At 73.8% G+C, this 13,802-nt stretch carries 10 protein-coding genes; 7 read left to right on the top strand and 3 right to left on the bottom strand.

What is annotated here, in order from left to right; genetic code table 11:
• Window positions 1-73: 73 nt before the first annotated feature.
• On the top strand, window positions 74-913 hold the full coding sequence (locus WME90_RS26875; RefSeq protein WP_437274857.1) for a HEAT repeat domain-containing protein: 840 nt from the start codon (window positions 74-76) through the stop codon (window positions 911-913).
• Window positions 914-1,108: 195 nt separating this feature from the next.
• The gene (gene alaS / locus WME90_RS26870) at window positions 1,109-3,859 is read left to right on the top strand and encodes an alanine--tRNA ligase (protein WP_437274856.1); all 2,751 of its coding nucleotides are present in this window, start codon (window positions 1,109-1,111) and stop codon (window positions 3,857-3,859) included.
• Between the two features lie 33 nt (window positions 3,860-3,892).
• Here the strand turns inward: alaS and WME90_RS26865 are convergent, their stop codons facing one another.
• The gene (locus WME90_RS26865) at window positions 3,893-4,291 is read right to left on the bottom strand and encodes a hypothetical protein (RefSeq protein WP_437274855.1); all 399 of its coding nucleotides are present in this window, start codon (window positions 4,289-4,291) and stop codon (window positions 3,893-3,895) included.
• A 992-nt stretch (window positions 4,292-5,283) separates the two neighbouring features.
• Here WME90_RS26865 and WME90_RS26860 point away from each other — a divergent pair.
• The 3 genes from WME90_RS26860 to WME90_RS26850 all read left to right on the top strand — a co-directional run bounded on the left by WME90_RS26860 (window position 5,284) and on the right by WME90_RS26850 (window position 9,921).
• On the top strand, window positions 5,284-7,155 hold the full coding sequence (locus WME90_RS26860) for an HTH domain-containing protein (RefSeq protein WP_437274854.1): 1,872 nt from the start codon (window positions 5,284-5,286) through the stop codon (window positions 7,153-7,155).
• A 251-nt stretch (window positions 7,156-7,406) separates the two neighbouring features.
• Window positions 7,407-8,294 carry a LolA family protein gene (locus tag WME90_RS26855; RefSeq protein WP_437274853.1) on the top strand — a complete coding sequence of 296 codons (888 nt, stop codon included), beginning with the start codon at window positions 7,407-7,409 and terminating at the stop codon, window positions 8,292-8,294.
• Between the two features lie 163 nt (window positions 8,295-8,457).
• Window positions 8,458-9,921, top strand: coding sequence for a serine/threonine-protein kinase (locus WME90_RS26850; protein WP_437274852.1), 1,464 nt, complete (start codon window positions 8,458-8,460; stop codon window positions 9,919-9,921).
• A 27-nt stretch (window positions 9,922-9,948) separates the two neighbouring features.
• Here the strand turns inward: WME90_RS26850 and WME90_RS26845 are convergent, their stop codons facing one another.
• Together WME90_RS26845 and WME90_RS26840 are read right to left on the bottom strand one after the other, a co-directional pair.
• Entirely contained in the window at window positions 9,949-10,755 is an 807-nt protein-coding gene (locus WME90_RS26845; protein ID WP_437274851.1) for a glycerophosphodiester phosphodiesterase, read from the bottom strand.
• Complete coding sequence (locus WME90_RS26840) at window positions 10,752-11,756, bottom strand: hypothetical protein (RefSeq protein ID WP_437274850.1); 1,005 nt, start codon at window positions 11,754-11,756, stop codon at window positions 10,752-10,754. The genes WME90_RS26845 and WME90_RS26840 overlap by 4 nt, the downstream gene beginning before the upstream one ends.
• Before the next feature lie 79 nt (window positions 11,757-11,835).
• On the opposite strand from WME90_RS26840, the gene WME90_RS26835 reads away from it, so the two are divergent.
• Window positions 11,836-12,663, top strand: coding sequence for a hypothetical protein (locus WME90_RS26835; protein ID WP_437274849.1), 828 nt, complete (start codon window positions 11,836-11,838; stop codon window positions 12,661-12,663).
• Window positions 12,664-12,742: 79 nt separating this feature from the next.
• A complete protein-coding gene (locus WME90_RS26830; protein WP_437274848.1) occupies window positions 12,743-13,714 on the top strand; it encodes a DNA-processing protein DprA in 972 nt (323 codons plus the stop codon).
• The last annotated feature ends 88 nt before the right edge of the window (window positions 13,715-13,802 follow it).

Raw genomic sequence — 13,802 nt, 5'->3', positions numbered from 1 at the left:
AGCGCGTCGCGATACTTCCCTGGTTCACCGAGGAGAACGGGGGGCGAAAGCCGCCGTTCGCCGGAGGGACGTGATGGTCCGTCGTCTCTTCATTGCGATGTTCTTGGCGGCGTCGATGGTGCTCGGGTCGACCTCCCTGTCTGTCGCCGAGGACGGCGACACGTCCGCTTTCCGCGACATCGCGGTCGGCAAGGACTACCGGCTCCGGGTCGCGGCGGCGCTGTCGCTCAGCAGGTCGAAGAGCCCCGGCGCGCGGCCCGCCCTCGAGAAGGCGCTCAGGGATCCGCACCCGGCGGTGCGCGCGTCGGCCGCGGTGGCCCTCGGTGCGCTGGGCAACCCCGCGGCGGTCCCGGCGCTCAAGGCGGCGCTCAACCTCGAGCCCGCCCCCAACCTGAAGCGCCCGATCCAGGCCGCCATCGAGAAGCTGTCGCGGTCGTCGACCAAGGCGCGCTTCCTGGTCAGCCTGGGCAAGTTCGAGAACCGCTCCAGCGTGAAGGACGCGAAGCTCGGATCGCAGCTCAAGCAGCAGACGCGCAACCGCGTGGCGCAGTTCGCCGACATCGAGATCGTGGCCGACGGCACCGACGTGGCGGTTGAAGGCAAGAACCGCAAGCTGCCGGCCTTCACGCTGGACGGCTCGGTCACCCACCTGAGCAAGCGCCACGGGGCGGAGGGGGTCGGCTTCGCCGCCAAGGTCGAGTACGTGATCCGCGAGATGCCCAGCCAGACGCTGAAGGGCTCGATGACCGGCTCGGCCCAGGCGCTCGCCGAGGCGAAGCGCGCCCAGGGCCTGAGGGAGCTCGCCCAGCTGCAGAGCGACGCCGTCGCGGGCGCGATCGAGAGCGCGCTGCAGCGGGCGCCGCTCGCCCTCGAGGCCGCCTCGGGCAGCAGCGTCGTCGCCTCCGGCCGCTGACCCGGCGCGCGCGTCTTCCGCGGCGTCCCGCCTCGCCGGCCCACCCCGGCGCGAACGTGGACCCGGCGCGCGCCGGAGCGCAGGCCGGCCCGGTGCAAACCGGCCTGGCGCGCGCGTCTTGTGCGGTGGGCGGCGCCGGTGGGCGTCGAGCAGGCGGAAGCCGCTCTCCGGTCGTGCTAGACCGCGCGTCCTCCTATGTCCATCGCAACGCCTGCCAGCTCCGACCTGCTCCGCCGCACATTCCTCGAGTTCTTCGCCCAGCGCGGGCACGAGATCGTCCCGAGCGCGCCGCTCGTGCCCCAGAACGATCCGACGCTGATGTTCGTGAACGCGGGCATGGTGCAGTTCAAGGACGTCTTCACGGGCAAGGACAGGCGCCCGTACCAGCGCGCCGCCTCGAGCCAGAAGTGCATCCGGATCAGCGGCAAGCACAACGATCTCGAGAACGTCGGCGTCACCGCGCGCCACCAGACGTTCTTCGAGATGCTCGGCAACTTCAGCTTTGGCGACTACTTCAAGGAAGACGCGATCGCCTTCGCCTGGGAGCTCCTGACGAAGGTCTATGACATCTCGCCCTCGCGGCTCGTTGTCACCATCTACAACGGTGAGGGGGGCTTCCCGGCCGACGACGAGGCCGCGGCGATCTGGCGCAAGGTCACGGGCTTCGGCGACGACCGCATCCTGCGGCTCGGCCTGGCCGACAACTTCTGGACGATGGGCGACGTCGGCCCGTGCGGCCCCTGCTCGGAGATCCACTTCTTCCACGGGAAGGAGCCCGACGTCGCGCGCTTCGGCGAGGAGCCGCGCATCGACGGCACGGGCTGGACCGAGATCTGGAACAACGTGTTCATGCAGTACGAGCGCGTCGAGAAGGACGGACCGCTCGTGCCGCTGCCGGCGCCGAGCATCGACACCGGCATGGGCCTGGAGCGGCTCGCGAGCGTGCTCCAGGGCGTGACGTCGAACTACGACACCGACCTGCTCCGCGGGCTCGTCGACAAGGCCGCCGAGCTCAGCGGCAAGCCGTACACGGGAGGCAGCGCCGACGACGACGTGTCGATGCGGGTCATCGCGGATCACGCGCGGACGACCGCGTTCCTGATCGCCGAGGGCGTGATGCCCGAGAAGCAGCGGCGCGAGTACGTGCTCCGCCGGGTGATGCGCCGCGCGATCCGCCACGGGCACCGGCTCGGGATCGAGCGGCCCTTCCTGCACGAGATCGCGCTCGAGGTGGTTCGCCGGATGGGCGAGACGTACCCGGAGCTCCGCGATAGGCGAGAGCTCATCGGCCGCGTCACCGAGGATGAGGAGGTCCGCTTCCGCTCCACGCTGAAGCGCGGGATGAAGATCCTGGACGAGCGCTTCGCCGAGATGCGCTCGTCCGGCGAGCGGACGCTCACGGCCGCCGCCGCGGCCGATCTCTACACCACGTACGGCTTCCCGCTGGATCTGACCCAGGTCATCTGCGCCGAGTCGAATTTCGACGTCGACGTCCAGGGGGCCGAGGCGGTCATCAAGGGCGCCGCCGAGGCGGACGGCCCGATCGATCCGACCGCTGCGGTGGACCCCGCGCACCGCGAGGCCCGCGCGAAGCTCGCGCAGCCGGTGGTGTTCACGGGTTACGAGCACGAGGAGGGCGACAGCGAGATCGTCGCGATCGTCCGGGTCGAGGTCCAGGGCGAAGGCGACCGGGCGCGCAAGGTCCGGGCGCTGGCCGAGCGCGCGGAGGCGGGGGAGACGGTCGAGATCGTCGTGCGCGAGACGCCGTTCTACGCCGAATCGGGCGGTCAGGTCGGCGACCTCGGCGAGATCACGGCGGACGGGGCGCGCGTCGAGGTGAAGGACACGCAGAAGCCGCTCCCCGGGCTGGTCGTGCACGAGGGCGTGGTCCGCGAGGGGGCGATCGCGGTGGGCCAGCGCGTCCACCTGGCGGTGGATCACGCGGCGCGGTCCTCGACGCGCCGCAACCACTCGGCCACGCACGTATTGCACTGGGCGCTGCGCAAGGTGCTCGGCGAGCACGCGCAGCAGAAGGGCTCGCGGGTCGGCCCGGACGTCCTCCGCTTCGACTTCACGCACAACCGGCCCCTCACCCGCGAGGAGATCTCGCGGATCGAGGATCTGGTGAACGAGAAGGTCCTGACGAACGCGAAGGTGACGACCGAGATCCTGCCGATGGACGAGGCGCGGCGGCGGGGCGCGATGGCGATCTTCGAGGAGAAGTACGGCGACACGGTGCGGATGCTCACGATGACGCCCGAGGTGGTGGAGCTCTGCGGCGGCACGCACGCGCGCGCGCTGGGGGACATCGGGCTGTTCAAGATCACGAGCGAGGGCGGCGTGGCCGCGGGCGTGCGGCGGATCCTCGCGTCGACGGGCCTGAACGCGCTCGCCTACGCGCGGGGCGTCGAGGCCGAGCTCGCCCGGGCGCGCCAGGTCGCGAAGGCCCAAGGCGGCGATCTCGCCGAGAAGATCGGGAAGATCGTGGCGCACGAGCGGGAGCTCGAGAAGAAGATCGCGGAGCTCGAGCGGCGGATCCTGGAGGGGACGGGCCCCGCGCAGGGCGGCGGAGGCGGCATCGAGGCGATGCTGGACGACGCCCGGGAGATCGGCGGGATCAAGGTGCTCGCGCGCCGGGTGCCGGACGGCACCAACCCGGGCGCGCTGCGCGATCTCGCGGAGAAGCTGCGCGACAAGCTCGGCGATCGCTCGGCGGTGCTGCTCGGCGCGGCCGTGGGCGACAAGGCGCAGCTCGCCGTGATGCTCTCGAAGTCGGCCACCGAGCGGCTCAAGGCCGGAGAGCTCATCAAGCCGATCGCCCGCATCGTGGGCGGCTCGGGCGGCGGCCGCCCGGACATGGCGCAGGCCGGCGGGACCGACGTGGCGCAGCTCGACGCGGCGATCGCCGCGGTCTACGCCGAGGTCGAGCGCGCGCTCGCCTCGTAGCGCGCTCGGCCAGCGCCCTGCCGGGACGGGATCTCAGGCGTCACGCCACTTGGTGCGGGCGAGCGGGAGCAGCCTCGGGGTCTTCCCGCCCCGCGCCGGGCGCGCCGGCAGCCGCGCTGGCTCGCCCGGCGCGGCCGCCCGTGGCCGCGCGCCGCGCGCGTGTGCGCCGATGGTCGCGCGCACGATCGGCGGCAGGAACACGGACTCCAGATCGACGCGCGCGAGCGCGCCCGCGACCGTGGCGATGCGATCCGGCAGGGAGGCGTTGGCGTCGACAAGGATGATCCGCCGGCCGAGCACCGTGCAGAGCCCGCCCCGCGGGTTGCGCGCGTCCGACAGGTGCGGATCGAACGCTTCCATCCTGACGGCGATGCCGACCTTGTCCGCCGCCAGGGTGAGCTCATCGAGCAACCGCGAAAGCTCCACGCTCACAGCGTAACCCTCCTTTCCAGCCGCTGGCAAAGCGCAAACGCGCCGTTGAACGCGCTGCGCCGCGCCGCGCTGGCCGGGGGCGAGCCGCGGCCGTGGCGACGGCGGCCCGCCGTCCGGGAGCGCTGCTCCACACCCGGTCCCACGCAGTTGCGCAGGGTTGCCGGGCGGTTACCCACGGTGACGTGTGGTCGCGCAGGGTTGCCGGGCGGTTACCCACGGTGACGTGTGGTCGCGCATGGTTGCCGGGCGGTTACCCACGGTGACGTGTGGTCGCGCATGGTTGCCGGGCGGTGACGCGTGGTTGCGCATGGTTATCGCGTGATTACGACCCACGCTCTCCGGTGGCGAGGTGCGCCACGTCCAATCGCGTCTTCCATCATTGAATAGAGCGCCACCGCCGTGCGGTGGTGGCGCGGTGATGCGGCGATAGGAGGAAGAGCGTTCGACTCATGGACTCCCGGACTTATCGACGCCTCAGCACCTCGATGGTTCAACGCCTCAATGGTTCGACGCCTCAGCGCGTCGACGCCTCTTCCCTCTTCGCCATATCCAATGCTCCGGACTGGCTGACATCCACTCACGCACCACATCGATGCTCGTGCGGGGGCCTGCGCGCGTTCGCGCGTTCGCGCGTTCGCGCGTTCGCGCGCTCACCTCGGCGCGAGCGCGCGAGCGCGCGTCCGGGCTTTCCACCGCGCGCGTTTCCGCGCGGGCGCGCGGCCGATCCGGGCCTCGCGCCGCGGGGGACCGGGTTCCGCGCCCTAGAGGTCGGTCAGCGGCTTCTCTTGAGCCGGATCGCGCCGCCCGTTGACCGCCGTTTCCGAGCGTGCTACGAGCAGGCCGTTCCGCGCGTCGTGGCCGAGTGGGAGCGAATGTGCGTTTCCCGGCTGCGGTGGGGTATCCCGCGCGCTTCGTCAGCCACTTTGGACGGGGCGGCCGCGATGGGGACGACGAGGGCGCCCGCCGGGCGGCGCGCCCGAAGGACGAACAAAATGACGTTCACGGATGCAGCCGCCGAGGTGCTTCGCCTCATCGGTAGACCGCTTCACTATAAAGAGATCACCGATATCGCGATCGAGAAGAACCTCCTTAGCCACGTTGGCAAGAGCCCAGAGGTAACGATGGGCGCCCGCCTGGCGGCGACGCTGAAGAAGGACACGGCGGACAACCCCCTGGTGCGCGTGAAGCCAGGCGTCTTCGCGCTGCGCGAGTGGGACGAGAAGACGATCAAGTCCGGCCTCGACGGCAAGAAGGCGAAGCGCGGCGGAAAGCCCGAGGCGGCCAAGGCGCGCAAGGACGAGGAACAGCCCACCCTGTTCGACGCGGGCACCGAGGACGAGGCGGCGGAGGAGACCGAGCTTGGCGCTCCTTCGGAGCTCGAGGCGGATCTCGGAGCGGTCGAGGCCGGCGCCGCGGACGAGGCGGTGCAGGCCGCGCCTGCGATCGACGAGGACGAGGACGACGAGGAGGTCGTGGCCGGCGCGACGGGCGCGGCCGGGATGAACGGCGTGGACATCGCGGCAGCGCGCGAGCCCGTGCCGCCGCCGACGCCCTCGTCCCCGCGCGCCGCGGGCGCCTACCTCGACGAGGAAGAGGGCGATCTCGAGGATGCGGAGCCGCCGGGTCCGGACGAGGCGATGCGGGCCGAGGCCGTCGCCGGCGCCGCGGAGCTCTTCGACGAAGAGGACGACGACGATCAGCCGATCCTCGGCGGCGACGACCGCGCGACGCCCGGCTCGTCGGGCGAGCAGGGCGAGGGCCGCCGCCGCCGCCGCCGCCGCCGCCGCGGCCGCGGGACCGCGGAGGCCAACCCGAGCACCGGTGGGCTGCCTTCCTACGTCGCCACGCCCGTCTTCGAGGCGCGGCGCGAGAACGGCCGCGAGCCGCCGCGCTCCGACCGGACCGAGCGCTTCGATCGCCCCGAGCGAGGCGAGCGCGCCGACCGGACCGACCGGGCCGAGCGGGCCGAGCGCGCCGACCGGGTGGAGCGGCCCGACAGCTTCGGCGCCGAGCCCGTCTACCGCGGTCCGCAGGTCATCGAGCTCACGGGCGGCGAGGGGCACGCGCTCGACGATCTGGCCGGCCGTGATCTCGCCGATGCGGTCGCCGGCATCCTCTCGACCTTCGATCGGAACGCGGGCGCTGTCTCGCTCCGGCAGATCGCGGAGACGGCGCAGCGCCGCGGCCGCCTCGCCGGCGACGTGCAGCTCGTGCAGTCCCAGGTCGCGGCCGCCGTGCGCGCCGACAACGCGCGCCGCACCGCCGCGGGGCAGCGGCCTCGCTTCCGCTTCGCCGGCGGCAGGATCGCGCTGACGGACTGGCTGCTGCCGGGCGACCTCGCGCGGCTGGAGCAGGAGGCGCTCGCCGCCGTGGAGCGCTACCGCGACGCCGCGCGGCGCGCGTTCGTGCGCAAGCTCTCCGAGCTCCCGGGCCATGCCTTCGTCGAGATCTGTGTCCTCGCCCTCGAGCGCATCGGCATCGGCCAGCTGCGCGCGGTGCGCCGCGCCGGGGCGCCGGGCGGCGAGAGCCACTTCTCCGGCGCGCTCCGCACGGCGGGCGACGAGATCAAGCTCGCGCTGGTCATCCGCCGGGACGGCCGCGAGGTCGGCCGCGAGCGGGTCACCGAGCTGCGCGGCTCGCTCCACCACTACGGCCCCGCGACCGCCGGCTGGATCCTGACCGCTGGTCAGATGCTCTCCGGCGCGCGTGAGGAGGCCGCGATCGTGGGCACGGCGCCCATCTCGCTCTTCGACGGGCTCGCGGTGGCTCGCCTCTGCGAGGACAACGACGTCGCCGTCCTCCGCGCCCGCCTGCCGGTCGCGATCCCCGACGTCGACCTGCTCGAGGCGCTCCGGGCGTCCTGATCCCGGTCGCGCGCGTCCGGCCGGGGGCTCGCTCCGGGCCGGACGCGCTGCCCCACACCACCGTCGCTGGGCCCTTCCGGCCTTCCCCGACAGCCCCTCCTTCAGGATCACGCCTCTCGCGCCGCTCCGGCGGTGAATGGGCTCGGCGCCGCTCCGGCGGTTGACGGGCTCGGCGCCGCTTCGGCGGTGGATGGGCTCGGCGCCGCTTCGGCGGTTGACGGGCTCGGCGATCCTTGCCAGCGTCCGCGCCCATGCGCCATCGCGCGATCGCTTGGGCCGCACCCCTCGCCCTGCTCGTGACCGGCTGTGCTTCCGTGGAGCCGCCCGCGTCCCGCTTCCCGACCGCCGACGCGGCGCTCGACCGGATGAAGGCCACCTATGCCTGCGTGAACGGCGTCCAGGGCACCGCCAAGGTCGACCACTTCTCGCGCCAGGGGCGGCTCCGCGGGGAGATGTACATCCTCGCGGTCAATCCGGATCGGGTCCGCTTCGATGTGGTGAGCCCCTTTGGCGCGACGCTCTTCACGCTCACGTCGAATGGCACCCAGTTCCAGATGCTCGACGTCGGGGAGAAGCAATTCCTGCACGGGCCCGCGAGCGCGTGCAACCTGGCGAGGCTCACCCAGGTGCCCATCCCCGGGCACGCCCTCGTGTCGCTGCTGCGCGGCGAGGCGCCGGTGCTCGCTCACGAGCCGCACGGCGCCTCGATCGCCTGGGACGGCGACGGCTTCTACCGCGTGTTGATCCAGGGCTCCCGCGACGCGGTGGAGGAGATCCACCTCGAGCCGCACCCCCGCGACTTTCTCGCGCCGTGGAGCCAGCAGCGCCTGCGCGTCCGCGAGGTCCGGGTCGCGCAGCGCGGGACAGACCTCTACCACGTGGAGCTCGGCCATCACGAGGCCATCCGCACCGCGCCGCCGCGCGTCGATCCGGAGGGGATCGACGACCCGATACCGCCGAGCGGCGGCGCCTGCCTGGCCGAGATCCCCCGCTCGATCCGCATGCGGGTGCCCAACACCGAGGACGACGTGATCTTTCAATACAAGGAGGCGAAGTGGAATCCGCCCCTCATCCCGGGGGCGTTCACGCAGCCGGTCCCGGGCGGCGTCGTCCGCCGTCATGTCGATTGCCAGGACTGATAAGGTGCTCTGAGCAGACGCGCTCAGGGAGCTCCTGAGAGGACTCAGGCCATCACGGGCGGCGCGGCCATCGCGCGGCAGCGCTCGCCTGATGGCGTGGACGCCGCTCGCTCGAACGTCTAGACAGACGCAATCCACGTCGCCATGGCGGGAGGAGTCGGCGATGGACGTCGAGCCGGGAACGATCGTCGGCGAGAAATACCGCCTGGAAGGGCCGCTCTCGCGGGGCGGGATGGGCTCCGTGTGGCGGGCCCGGCACCTCCAGCTCGGGGCGCCGGTGGCGATCAAGTTCATGGACCCGGAGCACGCGGCCTCGCCGGAGTTCCGCGCGCGCTTCTACCGCGAGGCGCGGACCGCGGCGAACCTCGACAGCCCGCACGTGGTGAGCGTGCAGGACTACGGGATCCAGGGGGTCGTCCCGTACCTCGTCATGGAGCTGCTCCGGGGCGAGGATCTCAGCCGTCGGCTGAGGCGGGTCCGGCGCATCGCCCTCGCCGAGGCGGCGCGCATCGCGATCCAGACCGGCAAGGCGCTGCGCCGCGCGCACGAGTCCGGGCTCGTCCACCGCGATCTCAAGCCCGGCAACCTGTTCCTCTCGCGCGTCGACGAGGAAGAGGAGATCGTCAAGGTCCTCGACTTCGGCATCGCAAAGCAGCTCACCGGCAAGCTCCTCACCGACGAGACAACGAGGACCGGCGAGCTCCTGGGCTCGCCGTTCTACATGAGCCCGGAGCAGGCGCGCGGCGACAGGAACCTCGACGCGCGCAGCGACCTGTGGTCGCTCGGGGTCATCCTCTTCCGCGCGGTCACGGGCAAGCTCCCGTTCGAGGGCGACGTGCTCGGCGCGGTCCTGTCGCGGATCCTCGTCGAGCCGATCCCGCTCGCGACGCACATCGCGCCCGACGTGCCGGCCGAGCTCGACGTCTTCTTCCTGCGTGCGCTCTCGCGCGACAGGGCGCAGCGGTTCCAGTCGGCGCAGGAGCTGGTGCACGCCTTCGTCGCTGCGGCCGGCGATCTGGGCATCCCGCTGCCCGTGCCCTCCGCGCCGCCGTCGGTGCCCGTGACGTCGCGCACGGGGACGCTGCTCGGGCTGTCGCCGGGAGGCACCGCCGAGCCCGAGGGCCCAGGGGAGCTCGCTCCGCTCTGCCGGTCCGAGGACCAGGGCCCGCGCCCGCGACAGGATACGCTCGCCTCGCTGGCCGAGCCGTCCCAGCCCGGCACGCTCACGGCGGCGGCGGTTGGCGAGGTCCGCGCGGTCGGCAGGCCTCACGCGAGCGCGACGCTGCGCTGGCTCGTGGCGTGCGGCGCGCTCTCCGCGATCAGCGGGGCGATCGCGGTCACGGCGCTGCGCCCCGTCGACAAGCCGCTCGCCGCCCCCGTGACCGCGCCGATCGTGCCCGAGAGCGTGAGCTCGGATCCGCCGCCTGAGGTGGCCCGCGCTTCGACGTCCGCGGTGGTGCGCTCGCCCGGGGTCGACAGCGCGCCCGCCGCGGACGCCGCGCCGCCCTCGCCGATGCCCTCGGCCACGGCGGCGCCGGCGGCGTCCGCCGAGCGAAAGGGCCCGCCAGAGCCGCGCCGGCGCCCGCGCCGATCGCGCGAGATCATCGATCCCTGGCAGCGAAGGTAGCGGCGCGGTCGCGCCGGACGACGGCGGCTACGCGAGCGCGTCGCGGATGCGGCGCGGGGCGTCGGTGATGAGCCCATCGACGCCGAGCGCCGCGAGGTCCTGCGCTTCCCGCGGGTCGTTCACGGTCCACACGTTGATCACGCGGCCCTGCCTCTTCAGCAGCGCGATGCGCTCGGGCGACGCGATCGTCCGCTCGATGTGCGCGGCGAGCGCCCCGAGCGCCGGCGCGAGGCGCACGGCCGTGTCGTGGTAGCGGCTCCGGTGCACGAGGAGCGCGCGCGGGACGGCCGGCACCATGGCGCCGAAGGCGGCGAGCATGACCGGATCGAACGACGAGACGAGCAAGGCGTGGCTGGGATCCCACGCGTGCAGGAGCCGCGCGGTCGCGAGCACGACCGCGGTGCGATCGGGCACGTCCCGCTTCATCTCGATGTTGACGGCGAGCCGACGCTCGCGCGCGAACGCGAGCACCTCGGACAGGAGCGGCACCCGCTCGCCGCGGAGGTCGACCCGCCGGAGCTCGTCCCAGCCGAGCGCCGCGGCGGCGCGCGTGTCCGCGCCCTCGGTCACCCGCGCGAGGTCGGCGTCGTGCAGCGCCACGAGCTCACCCGAGCCGCACACCCGCACGTCGAGCTCGATCCCGTCGGCCCCCTGCGCCGCGGCTTCCTCGAAGGCGGCGAGGGTGTTCTCCGTGGGGGCGCCCTCGCCGCGCACGCCCCGGTGCCCGAAGAGGAGCGGCGCGCGCGCGGCCGCCGCCCGCGCCCCGCCGCGCGACGCCGCTGCCTGCCCCGGCTCGCGCGCGCTCCGGCGGAAGCGCTGCTCCGCCCAGGTCAACGCTCGGGCTCCCCGTCGAGCTCCTCGGCGACGGCGCGGGCCGCCTCGCGCGCGCGCTCGAGCGCGGAGAGCGGGAAGGACGCGGCGCCGACGGCCGGGTGCCCGCCCCCGTCGTAGCGGCGGCAGATCGGGGCGATGTCGCGATCGCGCGGGACGCCGCACCAGGGGTTATAGCCAACCGAGAGCTTGTAGTGCTGCTTCTGCCGGGAGAGCGTGACCGAGTACACGCAGTCCGGGTACATCGCGTACGTCATGAACTTGCCGACCGCCTCGAGCGGCGCGTCGGAGAGATCGACAAGCACCACGCGGCCGAGCTTCCGCGCGCCGCGCTCGATGCGCGTGACGAACGTCTGCCGCGAGACGGAGAGGGGACGCCAGAGCTCCTGGATGTCGGCCGCGCGCGCCACCTCGCTCACGGGCTGCTCGACGAGCCGGGGCACCACGGAGGCGAGGAAGGGGCCGTCGCCGTGGTGCTCCACCACGGAGGCGAGCTGCATGATCGGCTCCTCCCGGCTCACGGCGGCCTCGGCCGAGGGGAAGCGCGCGGTGTCGATGAGATCGGCCCACAGGATGAGCTCATCGATGCCGGACATCTCGACGCCGAAGTGATCGCGGCTGACGTCCGCGATGAGCTTCGTGCACGAGCCGTAGGCGGCGTCGTAGAAGACGTGGGGCGCGTCGCCCGCGACCTTCGCGCGCGACGCGCCGGCGAGCGCCGCGTCGCGCTCCTCGTCCGAGCCGAACCCGGTGACGTGGTGGTCGAAGTACCAGGTCAGCTTCTTCGTCGGCGTGTAGCGGAAGTCGAGGATCGCGTTCTCGTCGCCGTCGAGCCACGACGGCGGGATCATCGTCATGCCCGGGCCGTACCCGCAGGAGCGGTACCGCAGCGCGAGCGGTTCGTCGGGGCGGAGCGCCTGCATCAGGCGGGTGAACAGCGCCGCGCTCGCCATGCCGTCGAAGCAGTGGCCGTGCGTCGCGACGACGATCTCCCTGGGTTTCATCGGGCGAGGGGGTAGCACGACCCACGGCCGGCCGCTCGCGGAGCGAGCGCGGCGCGGCGGTTCTGGTAGGCTCGGCGCGATGCGGCGCGCTCTCGCTCACCTCGAACCGCATCCGTTCAGGCCGGCGCGCCGCCTGCTCGCCATGTCGCTCGCGCTCGCCGCGTCGGGCTGCGGCGCCGGCGGCGCTGGCGGCGCCGAGGTGTTGCGCCCTAGCCCGCCGCCCGCGCCGGCCTCCGCCCCCGCGGCCGAGACGTCGCGGAACCCGCCGCCGCCGCGCGATGCGCCTGAGCCGGACCCGGAGGCGTCGCGCCTGTTCCTGAGCCGCGCGGCGGAGCGGCGGCCCGCGGCGAGCGCGCCGGTGCCGCGCGTGACGGCGCTCGCGCTCGCCAACACCGCGCGCGGGGAAGCGAGGGGCATGACGCCACTCGGGGACGTCGTGTCGCTCGCGATCGAGGAAGGGGAGAGCGGCGCGATCCCCGTGCGCGTCGCGCCGGGGGAGTGCGCGGTGTTCATCGCGCAGGGCGGGCTCGGCGTGATCGAGGTCGACCTCTTCGTCACGAAGGGCGCGCCGCCCGCGCTCGAGATCGTCGCCCAGGACGCGGATCGCGGGCCGGTCGCGGTGATCGGCGGGCGGGGCGCGTGCTTCTCAGCGCCCGGCGCCGCGCCGCTCGAAGTGGAGCTCCACGCGCAGGTGCGGCGCGGCGCGGGCGTCGTTCTCGTCCAGGGCTTCCACGGCGCGCGCCCCGCCGCGCCGCCCGGTGCCGCGCCGTCCGGCGTGACGCCGCCCAACACGGCGCCGCCGAGCGCCGCGCCGCCCGGTGCCGCGCCGTCCGGCGTGACGCCGCCCAACACGGCGCCGCCGAGCGCCGCGCCGCCCGGCGCTCCGGATCGCGTGCCGCCCCGGTAGCGCGGCGGCCGCCGGGCGCGGCCGCCGCGCGCTCCTCATTTTGCGCAACTCGGCCCGGGCGCCGGTCGACACGCGGCGTATGGCGTCGATCGAGATCCAGCCCGCAGATCCCTCTTACCCCGCGCAGCTCTGGGCTCTCGTGACCGAGACCGAGGCCGCGCCGCCGACGCTCTACCTTCGCGGCGCGCTCCCGGCGCGCCCGGGCATCGCGATCGTCGGGACGCGCGCCGCGAGCGACGAGGCGCTCCGGTTCACGCGCGCGCTCGCCGCGGCGCTCGGCGAGGCGGGCTTCTCGATCTGGTCGGGCGGCGCGCGCGGCGTCGACGCGGCCGCGCACGAGGGCGCGCTCGACGCGCGCGCGCCGACCGTCGTCGTCAGCGGCGGCGGGCACGCGCACCCCTACCCGCGCGAGCACGCGGCGCTCTTCGATCGCATCCTCGCCGCGGGCGGGGCGCTGCTCGCGCGCGTCCCCGACGACACGCCGCCGCTGCCGGCGCTGTTCCTCCAGCGCAACGCGGTGCTCGCCGCGCTCACGCTCGCGACCGTCGTGGTCGAGGCGGGCATCGAGAGCGGCGCCCGCTCCGCCGCCGCGGCTGCCCGCCGCCTCGGCCGCCACCTCTGCGTCGTCCCCCACGCCCCCTGGAGCCCGCGCGGCGTGGGCTGCGCGCTGGAGCTCGCCTCCGGCGCGCGCCCCGTCACGCGCGCCGCCGACGTGATAGAGGTCCTCGGCGGGCAGGCGCCTCCGCCGCGCCGGCGAGCGCGGCGGTCGGCGCGCAACGGGTCGCCCGGCGGCCGCACGCTCCCGCTCCCGGAGGCGGTCTTCGGGGCGCGAGCGAGCCCTCCGCCCGAGGAAAACGCGCAATCTCGGCCGATGAGCGCGGCCGAGCGCGCGGTCCTCGACGCCCTGGACGCCCGTCCGGCGCACGTGGATGAGGTCTGCGAGAGGACGGGGCTTCCGCCCAGACGCGCCGTGGAGGCACTCTTGACGTTGACGCTCCAGGCCGTAGTAGTAGAGGGGCCCGCCGGGTTGTTTCGGCGGGCTCTTCGTTGAAGGGCGCGCCGGCTCACCCTGCCCAGTGCGGTTTCGGGTGGCCGCCTCCTCGCGGGGGGGCCTCCCCCGCACCGAAGGGCGCCCTTCA

Source organism: Sorangium sp. So ce375 (assembly GCF_051473855.1).
GTDB lineage: Bacteria > Myxococcota_A > Polyangia > Polyangiales > Polyangiaceae > Sorangium.
This window is presented reverse-complemented; position numbering and strand designations above follow the sequence as displayed.